General features: G+C 72.1%; 14 protein-coding genes. 11 read left to right on the top strand and 3 right to left on the bottom strand.

The annotated features are described in order from the left end of the window. Positions 1-1,071, top strand: coding sequence for a sensor histidine kinase (locus E1181_RS16315; RefSeq protein WP_235876811.1), 1,071 nt, complete (start codon positions 1-3; stop codon positions 1,069-1,071). On the opposite strand, the gene E1181_RS16310 is transcribed toward E1181_RS16315, so the two are convergent. Then, on the bottom strand, positions 1,068-3,146 hold the full coding sequence (locus E1181_RS16310; protein ID WP_132675709.1) for a S9 family peptidase: 2,079 nt from the start codon (positions 3,144-3,146) through the stop codon (positions 1,068-1,070). The genes E1181_RS16315 and E1181_RS16310 overlap by 4 nt on opposite strands. Before the next feature lie 484 nt (positions 3,147-3,630). On the opposite strand from E1181_RS16310, the gene E1181_RS16305 reads away from it, so the two are divergent. Genes E1181_RS16305 through E1181_RS16295 form a run of 3 tightly spaced genes read left to right on the top strand, consistent with a single transcriptional unit; the run spans position 3,631 to position 8,644 of the window. After that, positions 3,631-4,569, top strand: a complete 939-nt coding sequence (locus E1181_RS16305; protein ID WP_132675707.1) for a glycosyltransferase family 2 protein — start codon at positions 3,631-3,633, stop codon at positions 4,567-4,569. Beyond that, positions 4,569-6,998: a GtrA family protein gene (locus E1181_RS16300; protein WP_132675705.1), complete on the top strand. Its 2,430-nt coding sequence runs from the start codon at positions 4,569-4,571 to the stop codon at positions 6,996-6,998. Before E1181_RS16305 ends, E1181_RS16300 begins: the two co-directional genes overlap by 1 nt. After that, positions 6,995-8,644, top strand: a complete 1,650-nt coding sequence (locus E1181_RS16295; RefSeq protein WP_132675703.1) for a PIG-L family deacetylase — start codon at positions 6,995-6,997, stop codon at positions 8,642-8,644. Before E1181_RS16300 ends, E1181_RS16295 begins: the two co-directional genes overlap by 4 nt. Here the strand turns inward: E1181_RS16295 and E1181_RS16290 are convergent. Together E1181_RS16290 and E1181_RS16285 are read right to left on the bottom strand one after the other, a co-directional pair. Then, entirely contained in the window at positions 8,641-9,984 is a 1,344-nt protein-coding gene (locus E1181_RS16290; RefSeq protein ID WP_132675701.1) for an RbtT/DalT/CsbX family MFS transporter, read from the bottom strand. The genes E1181_RS16295 and E1181_RS16290 overlap by 4 nt on opposite strands. Before the next feature lie 294 nt (positions 9,985-10,278). Then, the gene (locus E1181_RS16285) at positions 10,279-11,067 is read right to left on the bottom strand and encodes a DeoR/GlpR family DNA-binding transcription regulator (RefSeq protein WP_132675699.1); all 789 of its coding nucleotides are present in this window, start codon (positions 11,065-11,067) and stop codon (positions 10,279-10,281) included. 122 nt (positions 11,068-11,189) lie between these two features. Here E1181_RS16285 and E1181_RS16280 point away from each other — a divergent pair, with 122 nt between their 5' ends. The 7 genes from E1181_RS16280 (at position 11,190) to E1181_RS16250 (ending at position 18,701) form a co-directional block, all read left to right on the top strand. Then, complete coding sequence (locus E1181_RS16280; protein WP_132675697.1) at positions 11,190-11,882, top strand: HAD family hydrolase; 693 nt, start codon at positions 11,190-11,192, stop codon at positions 11,880-11,882. Between the two features lie 42 nt (positions 11,883-11,924). After that, positions 11,925-12,980: a 2-hydroxyacid dehydrogenase gene (locus E1181_RS16275; RefSeq protein ID WP_132675695.1), complete on the top strand. Its 1,056-nt coding sequence runs from the start codon at positions 11,925-11,927 to the stop codon at positions 12,978-12,980. After that, positions 12,977-14,437, top strand: coding sequence for an FGGY-family carbohydrate kinase (locus E1181_RS16270; RefSeq protein ID WP_132675693.1), 1,461 nt, complete (start codon positions 12,977-12,979; stop codon positions 14,435-14,437). The genes E1181_RS16275 and E1181_RS16270 overlap by 4 nt, the downstream gene beginning before the upstream one ends. Position 14,438: 1 nt before the next feature. After that, a complete protein-coding gene (locus E1181_RS16265) occupies positions 14,439-16,169 on the top strand; it encodes a dihydroxyacetone kinase family protein (protein WP_132675691.1) in 1,731 nt (576 codons plus the stop codon). Then, positions 16,166-16,642, top strand: a complete 477-nt coding sequence (locus E1181_RS16260; protein WP_132675689.1) for a ribose-5-phosphate isomerase — start codon at positions 16,166-16,168, stop codon at positions 16,640-16,642. Before E1181_RS16265 ends, E1181_RS16260 begins: the two co-directional genes overlap by 4 nt. A 10-nt stretch (positions 16,643-16,652) precedes the next feature. Continuing rightward, complete coding sequence (locus E1181_RS16255; RefSeq protein WP_132675687.1) at positions 16,653-17,300, top strand: class II aldolase/adducin family protein; 648 nt, start codon at positions 16,653-16,655, stop codon at positions 17,298-17,300. Positions 17,301-17,396: 96 nt separating this feature from the next. Beyond that, positions 17,397-18,701, top strand: coding sequence for a GNAT family N-acetyltransferase (locus E1181_RS16250; protein ID WP_132675685.1), 1,305 nt, complete (start codon positions 17,397-17,399; stop codon positions 18,699-18,701). The last annotated feature ends 23 nt before the right edge of the window (positions 18,702-18,724 follow it).

The raw sequence follows: 18,724 nt of genomic DNA, 5'->3' as shown, positions 1-18,724 counted from the left end.
GTGAACTGGCGGTTCTGGGGCCTGGAGGCCCTGGCGGTGGGCCTGCCCGTCGCCGCCGTCATCGCCACTCCCGACCCGATGGGCTACAAGGTCCTGTCCGGGTTGGCGGCGGGACTGCTGCTGCCGCTGCGGCACCGCTGGCCCCGGCTGACCGTGCTGCTGTGCATGCCCGCGATGGCCGGTGGCCTGGGCTGGGCGGCGATGCTGGTGGCGATGTTCCGCCTCGGACGGGTGCGGCCGAAGCCGCCCGAACTGGCCGGTTGGGTTCTGCTGACCTGCGTGGTCGCCGTCGCGCCCGTGCTGATCACGCAGTCGCTGACACCCGGCTCGATCCTGCTGACCCTGGCGTTCGTGGTGCTGTCGGCGGGCGCGCCCGCTGTGCTGGGACTGCTGGTGGCGCTGCGCGAGCAGCTGGCCGAGAGCCTGCAGCGGCTCGCCGACGCCGGGGAAGTGGTCGCGCAGGCCAAGGCCGAGATGGCCAAGTCCGAGGAGCGCGCCCGCATCGCCCGGGAGATCCACGACGCCGTCGGCCATCACGTCACGCTGATCGCCGTCGAGTCCGCCGCGCTCGGCGCGAGCAGCGGTGAGGCGTCCGTGCGCGAGGCCGCCACGCGGGTGCGCGGGTTGGCCAAGCAGGCGCTGGACGAGATGCGCACGACCCTCGGGCTCAGCTCGACCACCGCCGAGGCCGAGGCCAGGACGATCACCGACCTCGTGGGCCAGGCGCGCGCATCCGGTGTGGACGTCGAGCTGACCGGCGAGCTGGAGCACCACGAGGTGCCGGGCGCGGTCGAGCGGGCGGCCTACCGGGTCGTGCAGGAAGCGCTGACCAACGCCTCCAAGCACGCGCCCGGCGCGGGGGTCCGGGTGGACCTGAGCAACCGGGCCGACGCGCTGCGCATCGTGGTCACCAACGACGCCCCGGACGACGAGCCGATCACCGAGCTCACCGGCGGAGCCGGGCTGGAGGGCCTGTCCGAGCGGATCCGCATGGCCGGCGGCGAGCTGGACGCGGGCCCGTCCGAGGACGGCGGTTTCCGCCTCGTCGCGCTGCTCCCGCAGGATTCCTAGCGCGCCAACGACGCGCGCAGGAAGTCGACCTGCATGAGCAGCAGGTTCTCGCTGGTCGTCTCGTCGGTGGGCATGTGGCTCACGCCCGCGAGCGGGAGCACCGAGTGCGGGCGTGCGGCGGCGGTCAGCGCGGCCGACAGGCGCAGGCCGTGGGCCAGGACCACGTTGTCGTCCACCGTGCCGTGCACGATCAGCATCGGGCGTTCCAGCTTCGCGGCGTCGCGCAGCAGCGAGTTCGCCTCGTAGACCTCGGGCGAAGTGTTCGGATCGCCCAGGTAGCGCTCGGTGTAGTGGGTGTCGTAGAGGCGCCAGTCCACGACGCCGGCTCCGACGATCGCGGCGTGGAAGACGTCCGGGCGGCGCAGCACGGCCAGTCCGGCGAGGTAGCCGCCGAAGGACCAGCCTCGGATCGCCACCCGGTCGAGGTCGAGCTCGGGGTGTTCGGCAGCCGCGGCGTGCAGCGCGTCGACCTGGTCCTGCAGCGGCGGACCGGCCAGGTCACCGGCGATGGCCCGGTCCCAGTCGGGCCCGCGCCCGGCCATCCCGCGGCCGTCGGTGATCAGCACCGCGAAGCCCTGGTCGGCGAACCACTGGGAGGTCAGGTAGCCCTGCTGGCGGGCCAGCACCCGCTGGGCGTGCGGGCCGCCGTAGGGGTCCAGCAGCACCGGCAGCGGCCCGTCCGCCGCGGTGTACCCGCTGGGCAGCAGCAGGGCGCTGCGCAGCTCGCGCTCGCCGAGCCGCAGCAGCCGGACGTTGAGGTCCAGGCCGTGGGACTCGGCGTGGTTGTCGATCTCGGCGATCGTCCGCTCACCGCGCCGCACGACCACGCCGGTCCGGGCTCGGTCCAGGTCGCTGGTGGCCACGACCAGCACGTCGCCGCCCCGGGTACCGGTGTGCACGCCGAAACCGCTGGTCAGGCGTTCGTGCCCGGTCGCGGTGACGCGGTAGAGGTGTACCTCGGCCGGGTCGTCCTCCGAACCGGAGACCAGCACGTCCTCGGTGCCGATGTCGACGATGCCGCGCACCTGCAGCGGAGCCGCCGTCCACGGCCGGTCGCCGACGACCAGGCGGTAGGCGCCCTCGGCGGCGTCGATGCGCACGAGCTCACCGCCCGGAGTCCACGACGGCCAGCCCGGCTTGATGTCGATCCACTGCGGGTCGGTGTCCCGGTGGATCTCGGTGGTGGTGCCGGCCTCGGTGTCCACGGACAGCAGCAGCTGGGTGCGCTGGTCTCGGGTCTGCACCGCGATCAGCGGGCTGCCGTGCCGCGACCAGTGCGCCGTGACCAGGTACGGGTAGGTGCTCCGGTCCCACTCGACGGCGACGCGCTGCCCGTCCAGCCCGATCGCGGCGAGCGTGACCTCGGCGTTGGCGGTCCCCGCGGCCGGGTAGCGGGTGGCGACGGGAACGCGGTCGGGGTGGGCGGGGTCGCCCAGGTACCAGTGCCGGACCGGGGTTTCGTCGACGCGCGCGACCAGCAGTTCCTCACTGCTGGGCGCCCACCAGTAACCGCGGTGGCGGTCCATCTCCTCGGCCGCGATGAACTCGGCGGCTCCCCAGGTGACGTTGTCGCCGTCCGGTTCGGCCAGAGCGCGGTCGCCGGTGCCGTCGGCGGCGATCACGCGGAGCTGGCCGGCGGAGAGGTAGGCGATGTGCCGTCCGTCGGGGGAGGGGCGCGGGTCGGCGACAGGCTGCTGGACCGGGAGCTCGCGGGCGTCACCGGTGGAGACCTCGGCGATGAACAGGCGCCCGGACAGGGTGAACACGACCTGCTCGCCGTCGCGGTCGGTGCTGTAGCCGGTGATGCCCGTCGCCCGTTCCCGCGCGCGTTCTCGCCGGGCCTGCTCTTCGGCGGTCACCTGGTCCTCGGCCTGCAGCTTCGCCGGGTCCACCAGCAACCGCTCGGCTCCGGTGGCGGTGTCCAGCGCCCAGAGCGCCGTGGTGCGGTCGGTGCCGCTGGTGGAGCGCAGGAACAGGACGCGCGCGCCGTCGCCGGCGACGGTGAAGTTGCGTGGCGCACCGAGGCTGAACCCCTGCGTGCGCGCGCTCCGGCGAGGAAACGATGCGGACGACATGCGAACCAGCCTGCCATCACGCACACCCCGATGCCGCACCAGGTCCGGTCATCCCCACTGGTGCCACCATCACGCGTCGACCGATGTAACGGCGCAATGGACACCCCTCCACGACCGGTGCCTGACCCGGACACCACACCTCCGCCACACCCACGAGGAACCCCGAACACCGCCGTTTTCGGGGACCTGAACACCGCCGTTTTCCGGGACGCAAGGCGCCTGAGCCCTGACTTCCCCTCCCGCGACCGGATTTCAATGGAAATCGGGATACGAGCTTCAGCGGATCTCCGCGTCCCGATTTCCATTGAAATCCGGCTCTCCGGAGAGGATTTGACGCTGGGGTGGGGGATTCGCCGGTGTGTTGGGAGGGGGTGGAGGTGGATGCGGCGGGCATGGTTCGGGGCGATCCAGCAAGGCCCGCAGCGGTTTCCGGGAGTTCCGGGGCGCGCGGGCCGCCGGCCCCGAGACGGATGAGAACTGCACAATGCACCTGTCGATCGTCGTGCCGTGCTTCAACGAGGAGCACGGATTGCAACGGCTGCACGACGCGCTGGTCGAGGCGCTGTCCGGACACGTCCGGGATTACGAGGTGATCCTGGTCGACGACGGCAGCACCGACCGCACGTTGTCCGAGGCCCGGCGCCTCAGCGAGCACGACCCGCGGTACCGCTACGTGTCGTTGAGCCGCAACTTCGGCAAGGAGCCCGCGATGCTCTGCGGGCTCCGGCACGCCCGCGGCCACCGGGTGGCGCTGCTCGACGCCGACCTGCAGCACCCACCGCGACTGCTCCCCCGGATGCTGGTGCTGCTCGACACCGGCTACGACCAGGTCGTCGCCCGGCGCAGCCGCTCCGGCGAACGGGCCTGGCGGAGCGCCTCGTCACGCGTCTACTACCGGTTGGCGAGCCGGTGGCTGGACGTGCGGCTGCAGGACGGTGCCGGGGACTTCCGGGTGCTGTCGCGGCGCGCGGCCGACGCGCTGCTGTCCTTGCCCGAGCACCACCGCTTCTCCAAGGGGCTGTTCGCCTGGATCGGTTTTGACACCGGTTGGGTCACCTACCGCAACGTGCCGCGCGAGACCGGTGAGTCGCGGTGGCGGCTGTCGGACCTGGTCGATCACGGCATCGACGGGCTGACCGCGTTCAACGACAAGCCGCTCCGCCCGGCGATCTACCTCGGACTGCTCGTCGCCGGTCTCGCGGGCGTGCTCGCAGCGCTCGCCGACGGCGAGAAGCGCTGGGCAGCAGTGCTTCTCGGGTTCAGCGGTGTCCAGGTGCTGATGCTCGGCGTGCTCGGGGAGTACGTCGGTCGCGGCTACGCCGAGTCCCGGCGGCGGCCGCACTACCTGGTGAAGGAGACCGGTCCGGTACCGGAGCTGCTGCCCGGCGAGCACCGGTTGTGCACCGCGGGACAGGTGTCGTGATGCGGCGGCTGATCGGGTCCTCGCAGTTCGGCCGGTTCGCGCTGGTGGGCGGGGTGAACACCGGCGTGCACTGGGCGGTGTACCTGGCGCTGTGGCTGGTGCTGCCGTACCTGGTGGCGCACGCGCTGGCCACCGGCGCGGCGATGCTGTGCTCCTACGCGCTGAACTGCCGGTTCACCTTCCGGGTGCGGCCGAGCGGGCGCTCTTTGCTGCTGTTCCCGCTGTCGAGCCTGGTGCTGCTGGGCGTGAGCACCTCGGCGGTGGCGCTCGCGGTGGCCGTGTTCGGTGTCGATCCGAGGCTCGCGCCGCTGGTGGGGTTCGCGTTGGTGCCGGTGACGTTCCTGGCCAGCCGCGCGGCGCTGACCCGCCAGGACCGCGGTGAGTGGCGCGGTGCCGCCGGGGTGGGGCTGGCGGTCGCCGGTCTCGGGACGTTGCCGCTGCTGGTCAATCGCTCGTTCTACTTCGCCGACGACAGCGCCGCCCAGTTCCTGCCGATGTGGCACCGCCTCGGCGAGCGGCTGCTGGCGGGCGAGTGGGCCTTGGGGCTGGAACCGGATTCGTGGATGGGCGGGAACCTGGCCGCCGAGTCGCTGTTCGGCATCTGGAACCCGGTGCACCTGCTGGACTTCGTCGTGGTCGCGCTGATCGGCGACCTGGCGGTCGCTGCGGCGGTGGTGAAGATCCAGTTCCTGGTCCTGCTGGCGGTCGGAACCTACCTGCTGTGCCGGGGTCATGGGGCGAAACCCGCTGCGGCGTCGGTGATGTCGGTGGCGCTGCCGGTGTCCGGGTTCGTGCTGCACTTCCAGGCCGCGAGCTGGGCCGGTGGGCTGATGGGTCTGGCGTGGCTGCCGTGGGCGTGGTGGGCGCTGCGCCGGTACCTCGACGGAGGCGCACCGGCGGTGCTGCCGTTCGGGCTGTGCTTCCTGTGCGTCTCTGCCGGAGACCCGTACGGCCTGCTCGCGTTGTGCCTGGTCTTCGCCGCGCTGGCGATCGAATCCGGGCGGCGCCGGTTGGTCGCGATCGGTGTCGCGGTGGCCGGGTGCCTGCCGCTGGTGTTCTGGCCGGTGCTGGCGACCGCCGCTGTGGGCTGGCGGTCCGGTCGCGAGCTGTTCAACTCCGGTCTGCTGGTGCCGGGCATCGGCGATCTGCTCAACGCGAGCACGCCCGGGTTCCTGCCGCAGATCATCTCCTTCGGCGACTACCGGATGACGGTCCCCGCCACGTTCCTGTCGTGGTTCGCCGTCCCGCTGCTGCCCTGGCTGAGGTGGCGCGAGATGCCGTGGCGGCGGTGCACCGCGGTGGTGCTGGTCGCGGGGTTCTTCGCGCTGCTGTGCCTGGGCCCGTCGAACGTGTGGATGTTCCGCTGGCCGCTGCGGCACATCGCGGTCGTGCACCTGGCGGTGGCGGTGCTGCTGTCGGTGGCGTTGTCCACCGGCCTGCGGCGGGACCGCGCCTCGACGCGCGCGGGGGCTTCGGCGCTGCTGATGCTGGCGGGCGGCTACCTGGCCTTCGCGGCTTGGCCCGCGCAGGCGCCCAAGCACCTGCTCGGACTGGTGCTGGTCGCCGGGCTGTTGGCGTGTGCCCTGCGCTGCAGGCTGTTCCCGGTGCTGCACCTGGGGACGGCGTTGGTGCTGGGGCTCCAGCTGCTGTGGTTCCCGGTCAACCGCGACGTCGCCGACTACAACTTCCCGACCGACGTCGACGCCCTGCGCCGCGTCCACGCGCCGCTGCGCGGCGGCACGGTGGTGCAGGTGGCGGCACGCGAGCGGATCCCGCCGGAGCGCATCGCCGACCGCACCGCGTGGTCGGATCTGCTGCTGGGCAACATGCCGGCCGCTGCCGGTGTCGCGAGCCTGGTGTCCTACACCGGTATCGGCCACGAGGCCCTGCACACGTCGTTGTGCCTCAACTACTTCGGTGGGACCTGTCCGCGCGCGTACGACCGCCTGTGGGGTCCCGATCGGCTTGCCGACCAGCTCAAGGCCACCCACGTCGTGGTGCAGCGACGGCTGCGCGAGGTCACCCAGCCGCCACCGGGCTGGCGGATCGCGCACCGCAGCGGTGAGGTCGTCGTGCTCACCCGCACCGTTCCGGTCCCGTGGCCGCAGGGGCGGTTGAGCGCGGCTCGCGGGGTTGAGGTGCTGGAGGACGTGCAGCGCGGCGCGCGGACCGAGACCGTGAGGTTCACCGGGAGCGGGGACCTCGTGTTCGCACGGCTGTCCTGGCCCGGCTACCGGGCCACTGTGGACGGACGTCCGGTGCCGACCTCCGCGACCGGTGCGGGACTGCTGCACGTGCGGGTTCCGCGTGAGATCTCCGGCGGGACGCTGACGTTGTCGTGGTCGCCACCGGGTGCCCAGGTGGGGCTGCTGCTGGTGGCCGCCGGGGCGCTGGGCGCGCTGTGGATGTCGTGGCGGTGGGCGCGATGAGGACTGCCGGGCTGCTGCTCGCGGTCGCGTTGCTGCTGGTCGCATCAGGGGTTGCGGCGGCGGGCTCGCCGAGGCCGTCGCACCTGCAGGTCGTGGCGCACCCCGACGACGACATGCTGTTCATGAGCCCGGACGTGCCCTTGGCGATCCGCTCGGGCGCCCGGGTCACGACGGTGTTCCTCACCGCGGGCGAGAGCGACGTGCAACCGCCCGCGGACTACGCGGCGAGCCGCCAGGCCGGTGCTCGCGCCGCGTTCGCGGCGATGGCCGGGGTCGCCGACGACTGGACGCGCTCGGCGCTGGACCTCCCCGGAGGTCGCTCGGCCGAACTGCACCGGCTCCGCGGTCGACCCTCGGTGGGCTTGGTGTTCCTCGGCCTGCCCGACGACAACGACCCGCGCGCTCGACACGCCCTGAGCAGGCTCTGGCGGAATCCGGCGCAACGAGTGGAGACCGTCGTCGCGACGGGGTCGGTCGTGCCCGTGACCAGCTACGACCGCGGTTCGGTGATCGATGCGCTGATCCGCCTCCGGGAGCTGTTCGCGCCGACGCTCGTCCGCACGCAGGACCCGCGACCGGACCCGCGCCACCAGCAGCAGTGGGGGAGCGCCCACGACCACCCCGACCACCTCGCCACCGCTCGGTTCACCGAAACCGCGCTGATCGGAACCGATCTGCCGCTGCTGCATTACCGCGATTACAACGTCGCCGACGCACCGCCGAACCTCCCGGAACGCGTGGTGGCCGGAAAGCGCGCGGTGTTCGCCCGCTACGCCGAGCACGATCCGCTGGTCAGCCTCGGCGAGCCCTACGACGCGTGGCTCGCCGCGATGCGCCTGCGCAGGCCGTGGGGAACGCGGTGGTTGACCAGCGGTCGCCACGCGCACGTGCGAGGGCATGACCTGGTGATCGGGGAGTCCGTTGTGGACACACCCGGGTTCGACCCGCGCGTGGGGTCCGCGTCCTTCGCCGACCCCGCGACGGTGGTGGTGCAGGAACGGGATTCGGGTGCGGTGTGGCTCAAGGCCGGGGACCGGCCGTGGCGGTCTCTGGGCGTGCCACCGCCGCGGGAACCGGGCGTGGACCTCGGGCCGCCCTCGGCGGTGTCGGTGCGCGGGCGCGTGGTGGTCGCGGTCCGCGACTCCGGCGGCGGGGTGAGCGTCCGCGACACCGGGGCGTGGTGCCGGCTCGGCGGTTCCGACGTGGGCGACGAGGTGTCGGTGCTGGTGTCGGGGAGCGACGGGATCCACGTGATGGCCGCTTCCCGGAACGGGATGCTGCACTGGCGGCTGACCGAGTCCGGATGCGGTGTGCCCATTGCTTCCTCCGAGCGTCCGGTCGGCGCCATCGCCACCACCAGCGGGTACGCGGCCTACCGCGACTCCCGAGGCGATCTGGTGGTGCTGGCCGAGCACGCGGGTTGGAAGCGGGTGCGGACCATCGCGGCCGAGGCGATCTCCGATCCGGCGATCGCCCCGGGCCCGGTGCTCGCGGTCCGCAACGCCGACGGGCTCCTGCAGATCTTCCGGCCGGACGGAACGACCACGCTCGGACCCGTCGAAGGGCAACCAGCCTTGTCGCCGCACGGAGATCAGGCCGCCGCCCTCACGGGCGACGGCCTGATCAGGACCTTCTCCGTTCCCTAGGCCGAAGCTCCAGCGGCCTCCGGTGCACCGGCGCGCGGCGCGCGGTGCTCGCCCGGGTCGCTGTCGTCCTTCATACGCAGCGACAGCACGCCCACCGCCAGGTACATCAGGCAGAACACGATCGTCGCGCCACCGCCTCCGACCAGCGGGTACAGCACCGTCACCACGACCGGGCCGACGAAGGCAGCGCCACCGGCGCCGAAGTTCAGCACCGCCAGCGCCGAACCCTTGTCCTTGGTGGCGACCATCGAGGGCATCAGCGCCGACAGCGGCACGAAACCGGCCAGCAGCAGGCCGTAGACCACGCCGAGCACGGCTGCCACGGCGAAGCTCTGCGAGGCCACCGAGCTGAAGTACCAGAGCGGGGTGGCGATCGCACAACCCAGGCAACCGAACCAGGTCACCGTGCGGCGCCAGCCGAAGCGGTCGCCGAACACGCCGAAGAACAGGTTCGCCGCGATGTTGGCGCCGTAGGCGATCGACGCCAGCGAGGCCACCTGCGCCGCGGTCAGGAACCCGCCGTCCGGAGCCGCAGGCCCGAAGGTGAACGGGAACATCGCGAAGAACCCGTACTGCGGCGCGGTGTTGACGATGCGGATCAGGCCACCGGCGAGCACCCGGCGGTCCCGCCACAGGATGTCCACGCCCTCCGCGAGCCGCTTGAGGCTGCGCGGGTTCTCCACGGTCTCATCGGCGATCGGCTTGAGCCCGTGCTCCTCGCGCACCGCGAAGGACCCCAGCAGCACGCCGACCGTCACCACGACCAGCGACAGCACCAGGGTCTCGTAGTCGCTGAGGCCGAACACGCCGATCGACAGCGCCGCCAGCGCGGCACCCAGCGTCGGCAGACCGCCGGTGAAGGCGAACCAGAACCACCCGGCCACCGAACCGCGCATCTTCGTCGGGCTCGCGACCTGCGCCCACGCCAGGAACGAGAACGCGAACAGCGGATACGCCAGGCCGCGGATGCCGTAGGTCGCGACGATGAACGCCCCGTTGTGCGAGGGCAGCGCCACGAACAGGAACAGGCATTCGAACCCGACCCACCACGCACCGCCGAGCCACATCACCCGGCGCGGACCCCAGATCGCCGAGAGCGTTCCGGAGAACCACGCCGCGATCATGGCCGCGACGCCGTAGAGGGTGACCGTGGCGAACGAGGCGACCGCGCCGGGCAGCGCACCGCCCTCGGGTCGCTGCAGGTAGTCGGACAGGAACGTAGTCTCCACGCCGTCGCCGATCATGAAGATCAGCACGGCGACGAAACCCCAGAAGAGCTGCCGCGGAATGCCTATGCGGTCGAGGAAGCCCGGGTACCCGGCTGCGGACGTTTGGGACATCACTGTCTCCAACAAGGTCGGATGTGTCGGTGCGTCGCCGCACCTAGCCAACGAATGTCGGCCATCATGCACCCTGTGGAAGTTAACGCACAAGATGTTAAACCGCATCAGTGGTCATTTTGCTCGGCGGTGCGGGTGGCGGAACCCGAGCGGCTCCGCGGGCTCCGCGCGCCGCTCCTCGTGCATGCCAACACGGCGTGCTCGTCGCGAAGCCGCTGATGAACCCGCGGCGGTGCCGGTTGTTCAGATGGGGTGAGGAGAAAGCGGCTGCGCCGCTCGCCTGACGGGGTGTGCTCAGCTCATCGGGGACAGGCGGACCTCGGTCTGCTCCCGCATCTCCTCGATCAGCGCGTCGTCGAGCTTCCCGGCGAGCAGGACGTGGTCGAAGGCGCTGACCGGGGCGAGCTGGTGCAGCGCCGAGCGGGCGACCTTGCTGGCGTCCATCATCAGCACCTTGGTCGTGGCGCTGCCCATCATCGCGCGCTTGACCAGCACGATCTCCTGCTCCTGGTGGTAGGTCAGGCGGGCGTTCATGGCGGAGGTGGACAGGAACACGATGTCCACCGAGAACGTCGAGATCATCTCCTGGCACGGCAGGCCCAGGTAGGAGTCGTGCGTGCGCGAGTACTCGCCGCCGAGGCCGATGAGCCGGATGTCGGGCACGTCGCGCAGCGCCTCCTGGACCTGCCGGTAGTTGCTGACCACGGTCAGCGGGCCGACGTCCGGCAGCAGCCTGGCCAGCGCGAGCGCGGTGGTGGAGTCGTCGAGCATCACCGACATGCCGGGCGTGATGAACCGCAGGGCGTCGGCGGCCAGCGCCTCCTTCTCGGCGGTGTGGGTGTGCAGCCGGAAGTCCGAACTGGACTCGAACACCGTGGACGGCTGGGCCGAAACCCCTCCGTGGTACTTGCGCAGCAGGCCCCGCGTCGCCAGGTCGTCGAGGTCGCGGTGCACGGTCATCAGGCTGACCCCGGTCAGCGTGGACAGCTCCGCGGCGCTGGCGAACCCCTGCGAGAGCACGTGATCGACGATCTTCTGCTGCCGCTGGAGGCGGGGGGACTGCTTCTTCGGTGCTGACGCCATGCGCTCATCTTGCCTCGTCGGGTGCGCGGAGAGGCGCAGACCTACCGGAGTATCACTCTGGTAGTGACAGTTAACGCCATGAGTGTTAATTTGGGTGCATCAATGATTGGCGGGAGGTACGTATGACCCAGCCGGATCGGCCGAACAGCGCCCACAGCGCGGTCGTGTTCGACATGGACGGCGTCCTGGTCGAGAGCGAGCACCTGTGGGAGCGGATGTGGACCCGCTTCGCCGCGGCTCGCGGACGCACCTGGACCGGGCAGGAGACCCGGCAGGTCCAGGGCATGAGCGCGCCGGAGTGGGCCGCGTTCCTCGCCGAGTTCAGCGAGGCCGCTGAATCCGCGGTCGAGACCGAGCGGATCGTGGTCGACGACATGATCACCGCGCTCGACGACGGCGAGATCGAACTGCTGACGGGCGCGGAGAAGATGGTCACCGACGTCGCCGCCCGCGCACCCATCGCGCTGGCCTCCTCGGCGCCGCGGCGGCTCATCGACGCCGTCCTCGACCGCCACGGGCTGACCCCGCACTTCTCGGCGACCGTGTCCAGCGCCGAGGTGCCGCGCGGCAAGCCGAGCCCCGACGTGTACCTGGCCGCGGCCGAGAAGCTCGGCCACGAGCCGCAGCACTGCCTCGCCGTCGAGGACTCCAGCAACGGGTTGCGCGCCGCCGCCCGAGCGGGCATGACGGTGGTGGCCATCCCCAACGGTGACTACCCGCCTGCCGAGGACGCGCTCGCCGGAGCGGCCCACATCGCCACCGACCTCGACGACGTGCGGCTGAAGCTGATCGGCTCGCTGCCGCAGGCACGCTGAACTGAGCTGAGCTCGCACACCTCGCGACAAAGGAGTCCGGAGATGACAAGCGTTCTGGCCGCCGGCGACCACTTCGTGCACCCCGAGGTGTTCGTCGACGCCCTGCGCCGCGCGACCACGCGCGAACTGCGCTTCGACACGCTGAAGCTGCCGTGGCCGGTGGAGCCGTTCGGCCCTGTCGGCAACGTGCAGGAGGCCAGCGGCACCGAGCAGCGGCTGCTCGACGCCCTCGGCGACAACGAGATCGTCGCCACCCAGATGGCGCCGTTCACCGGAGACGTGCTGGGCGCCGCCGAGAACCTCAAGTTCGTCGGCGTGTGCCGGGGCGGCCCGGTCAACGTCGACCTGCAGGCCGCCACCGACAACGGCGTCATCGTCAGCTACGCGCCCGGTCGCAACGCGGCCGCCGCGGCCGAGTTCGCCGTGGGGCTCATGCTCGCCGCGCTGCGCCGGATCCCGGGCTCGGACGCCGAGCTCAAGGACGGCAACTGGCGCGGCGACTACTACGCCTACGAGAACGCCGGCATCGAGCTCGAAGGCTCCACCGCCGGACTCGTCGGCTACGGCGCGATCGGTCGCATCGTCGCCCGCGTGCTGCGCGCGTTCGGGGCGAACGTCCTGGTGGCCGACCCGTTCGTGAACTCCGCCGAGGTCGCCGGCGAGGGCGTCGAACTGGTCGAGCTGGAGGAACTGCTGCGGCGCAGCTCGGTGGTGAGCCTGCACGCGCGGCTGACCCCGGAGACCCGCAACCTGCTCAACGCCGACAACCTCAAGCTGCTGCCGGAAGGCGCGGTGCTGGTCAACTCGGCGCGCGGCGGGCTGCTGGACTACTCGCCGCTGCCCGACCTGCTGCGCACCGGCAAGCTCGGCGCGCTGGCGGTCGACGTCTACGACATCGAACCCCCGCCGCGGGACTGGCCGCTGTTCGACGCGCCGAACGTGATCACCACCCCGCACCTGGCCGGTGCGACCCGCCAGACCGCGCACCGGGCGGCCGAGATCGTGGCCGGTGAGGTCGCCAGGTTCCTCGACGGGCAGCGGCCGCGGTTCGTGGCCAACCCGGACGTGCTGGCGAAGTTCGGAGACCTGCGGCCATGATCATCGGAGTGGACGTCGGCACCTCGGTGACCAAGGCATCGCTGCTGGGCCGCGACGGGTCGGCGCTGCTGACCCGCGGCGTGCGCTCCACTCTGCACCGGCCCGCGCCCGGACTGGTGGAGCAGGACCTCGACGAGGTCGTCGATTCGGTCGCCCAGGTCGTCCGCCAGGTCGCGGCCGCGGCCACCGAACCCGTGCAGGCCCTGGCCATCACCGGCCAGGGCGACGGGCTGTGGCTGCGCGACGAGCACGGGCGCGGCGTCGGGCGCGCCATCTCCTGGCTGGACGCCCGCGCCGCCGGTGTGCTGCGCGACTGGGAGGCCAGCGGCGTGCAGCGGAAGGTGCACGCGCTGACCGGTTCCGGGATGTTCCCCGGCTCGGCCGGGCCGCTGCTGGCCCACCTCGCCGAGCACGAGCCGGAACGCCTCGAACGCGCGGCCGTCGCCGGGTACTGCGTGGACGCGATCGTCCAGCGCTTCACCGGTGAGGTCACCGTGGACGCCTCCGACGCCTCGATGCCGTTCCTCGACGTGCCCGAGCGCGTGTACTCGACCGAGGCGCTGGAAGCCTGCGGCATCGTCGAGCACCGCCGCCTGCTGGCCGACACCACCCCCGTCGGCAAGCTCTTCGCGCTCTCCGGGAAGGCCGCCGCCGAACTCGGCCTGCCGTCGGGACTTCCCGTTTCGGCCGGGCCGTTCGACCTGCCCGCCTGCGCCTTCGGCTCCGGTGTCAGCGACATCGGCGACGGCAGCCTGGTGATCGGCACGACGCTGGGCTGCCAGGTGCTGCGCGACGAGGTCGTCATCGACCCCCGCGGCGAACCCGCCGGGATGTGGCTGGCCACGCCGATCCCGCAGCGCTACCTGCGGGTGATGCCCGCGATGGTGGGCACCGCCAACCTGGACTGGGTGCTGTCCACGACGGGATCCAGCGTCGAGCAGCTGGAAACCCTGCTCGCGCAGAGCCGACCGGGAGCCGGTGGCGTGTCGGCGCTGTCGTTCCTGTCCTCCTCGGGCGAGCGCGCGCCGTTCGTGGACTCGCGGGCGCGCGGCCAGTTCACCGGGCTGTCGCTGGAGACCACGCCCGCCGACATGGTGCGCGCGATGTGCGAGGCGGTCGCCTACGCCGCCCGGCACAACCTGGAGAGCGCCGGGCTCAGCGGAGAGGTCGCGGCCTGCGGCGGCGGTGCCCGTTCGCAGGCGTGGAGCCAGATCTTCACCGACGTCCTCGGCCGGCCGCTGAACGTCCCGCACGAAGAGGGCGTCGGCGCGCGGGGAGCGGCGATGACCGCGTGGGACTCGCTGGGCGAACCCGTCGACCGGGAGCAGTGGGCCGCCGACCGGCGCGTCGTGCACCCCGACCCGCGAGCCGTGGAGTTCTACGACCGCGGCTACCACGACTACTTGACCGCCATCGAACGCGCCCGACCGCACTGGGCGCCCGTCGAGGAGGGCTGACGTGACGCGCTTGTACGACGATCCGGCCACTTTCACCGAGGACATGGTCACCGGTTTCGTGGCCGCGCACCCCGATCACGTGCGCCGCGTCCCCGGCGGCGTGGTGCGCTCCCGACCGGCCCGGCCGGGCAAGGTCGCGGTGGTCACCGGCGGCGGATCCGGCCACTACCCGGCGTTCTGCGGAGTCGTCGGGCCCGGTTTCGCTGACGGTGCGGTGATCGGCAACATCTTCACCTCGCCCTCGGCCGCCGACGCCTACTCCGTGGCGCGCGCGGCCGACCGAGGCGCTGGAGTGGTGTTCTCCTTCGGCAACTACGCCGGCGACAACATGAACTTCGGGCTCGCCGTGGAACGCCTGCGACGCGAGGGAACCCGCGCGCACAACGTGGTCGTCACCGACGACGTCGCCAGCGCTCCCACCGAGGAGCAGGCCAAGCGGCGCGGCGTGGTGGGCGATTTCGTGGTGTTCAAGGTCGCCTCCGCAGCGGCGGAGGAGGGCTACGACTTCGACGAGGTGGTGCGCGTCGCCGAGCACGCCAACGCGCGCACCCGCAGCCTCGGAGTCGCCTTCGACGGCTGCACGCTGCCCGGGCAAGACCACCCGCTGTTCGAGGTGCCCGAAGGCCGGATGGGTCTGGGCCTGGGCATCCACGGCGAGCCCGGCGTGTCCGAGACCCCCATGCCCACGGCGTCGGAACTGGCGAAGACCCTGGTGGACGGCCTGCTGGCCGAGGCCCCGGCCGAAGGTGGTCGGGTCACGGCGATCCTCAACGGGCTCGGCGCCACCAAGTACGAGGAACTGTTCGTGGTGTGGGGAACCGCGTCGCGGCTGCTGGCCGAGGCCGGTGTCGAGGTCGTCGCTCCGGAGGTGGGCGAGCTGGTGACCAGCCTGGACATGGCCGGTTGCTCGCTGACCCTGACCTGGCTGGACGACGAGCTCGAACGGCTCTGGCTCGCCCCGGCCGACACTCCCGCCTACCGCAGGGGATTCGTCGAAGCGTCCACATCGGACGTCGAGGTCGAGGACCCGGTGGTGGCCGAACCGGAGGTCGTGGTCGCGCCGGAGCAGGGGCAGGCCACTGCCTCCGAGGTGGTCACGTCGTTGCGCGCGGTCGCAGACCTGTTGCGCGACAACGAGGACGAGCTCGGGCGCCTCGACGCCATCGCGGGCGACGGTGACCACGGACGCGGCATGACGCGCGGCAGCTCGGCGGCGGTCGAAGCCGCCGAAGCCGCAGCGGCACAGGGCGTCGGTCCCGCAGCCGTGCTGCTCGCGGCCGGCGACGCGTGGGCGTCGAAGGCCGGCGGGACCTCAGGGGTGCTGTGGGGAGCCGCGCTGCGCTCCTTCGGCGACCTGCTGCCCGACGACCGCGAGGCTCGCGCGGCCGACCTGGTGGCCGGTACCGAGGCCGCGCTGGCCTCGGTGCAGCGCCTCGGCCGCGCCGAACTCGGCGACAAGACCCTGGTCGACGCCCTGGTGCCGTTCGCCGAGGAGCTCCGCGGCGCGGTCGACGAGGGCAGCGGCGCAGCCGCGGCGTGGCGTCGCGCGGCGGCGGTGGCGACCAAGGCGGCCACCACCACCGCAGAACTGCGGCCCCGGACGGGCCGGGCCAGGCCGCTGGCCGAACGCAGCGTGGGAACACCCGACCCGGGCGCGACGTCGCTGGCGCTCGTGCTCACCCGGGTCGGAGAGCTGATCGGCGAACGCACCGGAGGGGGAGAGGACCAGTGAGCGAAGAGCCGTACCGCATCGTCGTCGGATCCGACGACGCCGGGCTGGAGTACAAGAACGCGCTGAAGAAGGACTTGGAGAACGACTCCCGGGTCGCCTCCGTCGTCGATGTCGGTGTCGGCAACGACGAGCACACCGCCTACCCGCACGTGGCGGTCCAGGCCGCCCGGTTGGTCGCCGAGGGGTCGGCCGACCGGGCGCTTCTGGTGTGCGGAACCGGGCTCGGCGTGGCCATCAGCGCCAACAAGGTGCCCGGGATCAGGGCGGTCACCGCGCACGACAGCTACTCGGTCGAGCGGTCGGTGCTGAGCAACAACGCGCAGGTGCTGTGCTTCGGGCAGCGCGTGGTCGGGCTCGAACTGGCCCGCAAGCTCGCCGGTGAGTGGCTCGACTACCGTTTCGACACGAGTTCGGCCTCGGCCGAGAAGGTCGCGGCGATCGACGGCTACGAGGGCACCGGGGTGGCCTGTTGAGCGGGAAGGGATGAGCGCATTGCGTTTGGCCGAGCAGCGCGGCGAGGTCATCGACATCGCGCGGCGGATGACGTCCGACCGGCTGGTGGTGGGAACCTCCGGCAACGTGTCGGTGCGCAGCGGCGACCTCGTCGCGGTCACGCCGTCGGGCGTGGAGTACGACGAGCTGCGGCCGGTGGACATCCCGCTGGTCGACCTCAGCGGTGAGGTCGTGGAGGGCGAGCTCAAGCCCACCTCCGAACTGCCGATGCACCTCACCGCCTACGTCGAGCACGACGCGGGCGCGGTCGTGCACACCCACTCGCTGCACGCCACGGCGCTGTCGCTGCTGCGCGACGAGGTTCCGGCCGTGCACTACCAGCTGGCCGACTACGGCGGTGCCGTGCGCGTCGCCGACTACGCCACCTTCGGCACCGACGCCCTCGCGGTGTCGATGTCCGAGGCGCTGCGCGACCGCAACGGCTGCATCCTCCGCAACCACGGCACGGTCACCATCGGCAACAGCCTCACCAAGGCCTACAACCGGGCCCGGCAGCTCGAATGGCTCTGCGAGCTCTGGCTCACGGCGGCCAAGCTCGGCGCCCCGGCCGTGCTCCCCGACGAGGAACTCGCCCACTGCGCGACCCTCTTCGCGGGCTACGGCCAATCGGTTCGCTGATCGTCGCGCGTTCACCGCTCGGTGTGATGTCCGGCTGTTAACGCCGGTGTGATCCGAGTTCGTCCCGGTGAAACGCGGTGCCTGAAGCATGGGGGCATGACTCCCAGCGAGCACCGTCGAGCCCACGGGGACTGGACCCGCGAGATCATCGAGCTGGCCGCGCTGTTCCTGGTCGCAGGTGCGGCGAACCTCCTCGTCACCGGCGTGCGCAGCCACTCCGCCGCGACGCTGGTGCTGATGTCCCTCGGAGCGGCGCTGCTGGCCGCGGGTGCCGCGCGGTGGTGGTCGCGCCGCGGGACCGTCCCCATCACGACCGAGGAGGGCCCGGAACCGGTCCCGTCTGAGGTGGCGTTCGTCCCGCAGAACCTGTGGCGGCTGCGGGCTCGCGTCACCGACACGCCCGGCCGCCTGGCGAAGCTGGCCGGGGCGCTGGCGGCGCTCGGCGGCGACATCCGCACCATGCAGGTGCACCCGGTCGCGGACGGGGCGGTCGACGAGGTGCTGCTGCACGTTCCCACCCGGATCCGGCACGCCGACCTGGTCGCCGCGGTGGAGAGCGCCGGCGGCTACGACGTGACCGCCGCGCGCGCCGACGTCCGCGAGCTCGACGACGTGCCCACCCGCACCGCCACCCTCGCCAACGACCTGGTCAACGGCCGGACCGACCTGGTGCGGGGTCTGCGCTCGCTGCTCGGGCACGTCGACGTGCGGTGGCAGGAGGAACCCGAGCCGTCGCTGGAGGCCGGGGTCTTCACCGAGGACGCGATGTGCCTGGCCGAACCCGGCGGCGGGTTCCTCGTGCTGACCCGGCCCGGAGGCGCGTTCACCCCGGCCGAGTTCGCCCGCTCCCGCGCGCTGGTCGACCTGGTCACCAGCTGCCGCGCCCGCGTCCGCCCGACAGAGCGGGCCGCGACCACACCCGGCGGGATCGAGCTGACGCTGCGCCCGGCCGATCGCGCCGACCTCGACCTGGTCGCCGAGTTCCACGAGCGCTGCTCCAGCGCGGCGCGGTTCCGCCGCTACTTCAGCCCCGGACCGGCCCCGGGCGAACGAGGACTGCGACGTCTCCTGACCCCGGCTCTGGGGCGCTCCACGCTGGCTCTCGGGCCGCAGGGCGAGGTCGTGGGGATGGGGAACCTGATGTACGACGGCGACAGCGGCGAGCTCGCCCTGCTGGTGCGCGACGACTGGCAGCGCCGGGGCGTCGGCGCGGTGCTCGCCCAGCACATCGTCGACCAGGCCGCTGAGCTGGGGATCACGACGCTCACCGCGCACACCCACGTCGACAACACCGCGATCTCCCGCACGCTGCGGGGCGCGGGCATGAAGCTGGTCGGTGCGCCCGAACCCGGCGAGTGGAGCTGGTCGCGCGACCTCACCCCGCTCGCTCGGGCCGAGTAGCGCTCGTCGAGCGGCCCCGGAAC

Origin of the sequence: Saccharopolyspora terrae, assembly GCF_004348435.1 — a bacterium.
Lineage (GTDB): Bacteria > Actinomycetota > Actinomycetes > Mycobacteriales > Pseudonocardiaceae > Saccharopolyspora > Saccharopolyspora endophytica.
The sequence above is the reverse complement of the archived record's forward strand: the minus strand, read 5'-3'. Positions and strand labels throughout refer to the sequence as shown.

Bases quoted from the DNA above. Each gene is read 5' to 3' on its own strand.
- E1181_RS16295 (WP_132675703.1), top strand. From the start codon at position 6,995: ATGAGGACTGCCGGGCTGCTGCTCGCGGTCGCGTTGCTGCTGGTCGCA.
- E1181_RS16285 (WP_132675699.1), bottom strand. From the start codon at position 11,067: ATGGCGTCAGCACCGAAGAAGCAGTCCCCCCGCCTCCAGCGGCAGCAG.
- E1181_RS16300 (WP_132675705.1), top strand. From the start codon at position 4,569: ATGCGGCGGCTGATCGGGTCCTCGCAGTTCGGCCGGTTCGCGCTGGTG.
- E1181_RS16310 (WP_132675709.1), bottom strand. From the start codon at position 3,146: ATGTCGTCCGCATCGTTTCCTCGCCGGAGCGCGCGCACGCAGGGGTTC.
- E1181_RS16270 (WP_132675693.1), top strand. From the start codon at position 12,977: ATGATCATCGGAGTGGACGTCGGCACCTCGGTGACCAAGGCATCGCTG.
- E1181_RS16255 (WP_132675687.1), top strand. From the start codon at position 16,653: ATGAGCGCATTGCGTTTGGCCGAGCAGCGCGGCGAGGTCATCGACATC.
- E1181_RS16250 (WP_132675685.1), top strand. From the start codon at position 17,397: ATGACTCCCAGCGAGCACCGTCGAGCCCACGGGGACTGGACCCGCGAG.
- E1181_RS16275 (WP_132675695.1), top strand. From the start codon at position 11,925: ATGACAAGCGTTCTGGCCGCCGGCGACCACTTCGTGCACCCCGAGGTG.
- E1181_RS16290 (WP_132675701.1), bottom strand. From the start codon at position 9,984: ATGTCCCAAACGTCCGCAGCCGGGTACCCGGGCTTCCTCGACCGCATA.
- E1181_RS16280 (WP_132675697.1), top strand. From the start codon at position 11,190: ATGACCCAGCCGGATCGGCCGAACAGCGCCCACAGCGCGGTCGTGTTC.
- E1181_RS16305 (WP_132675707.1), top strand. From the start codon at position 3,631: ATGCACCTGTCGATCGTCGTGCCGTGCTTCAACGAGGAGCACGGATTG.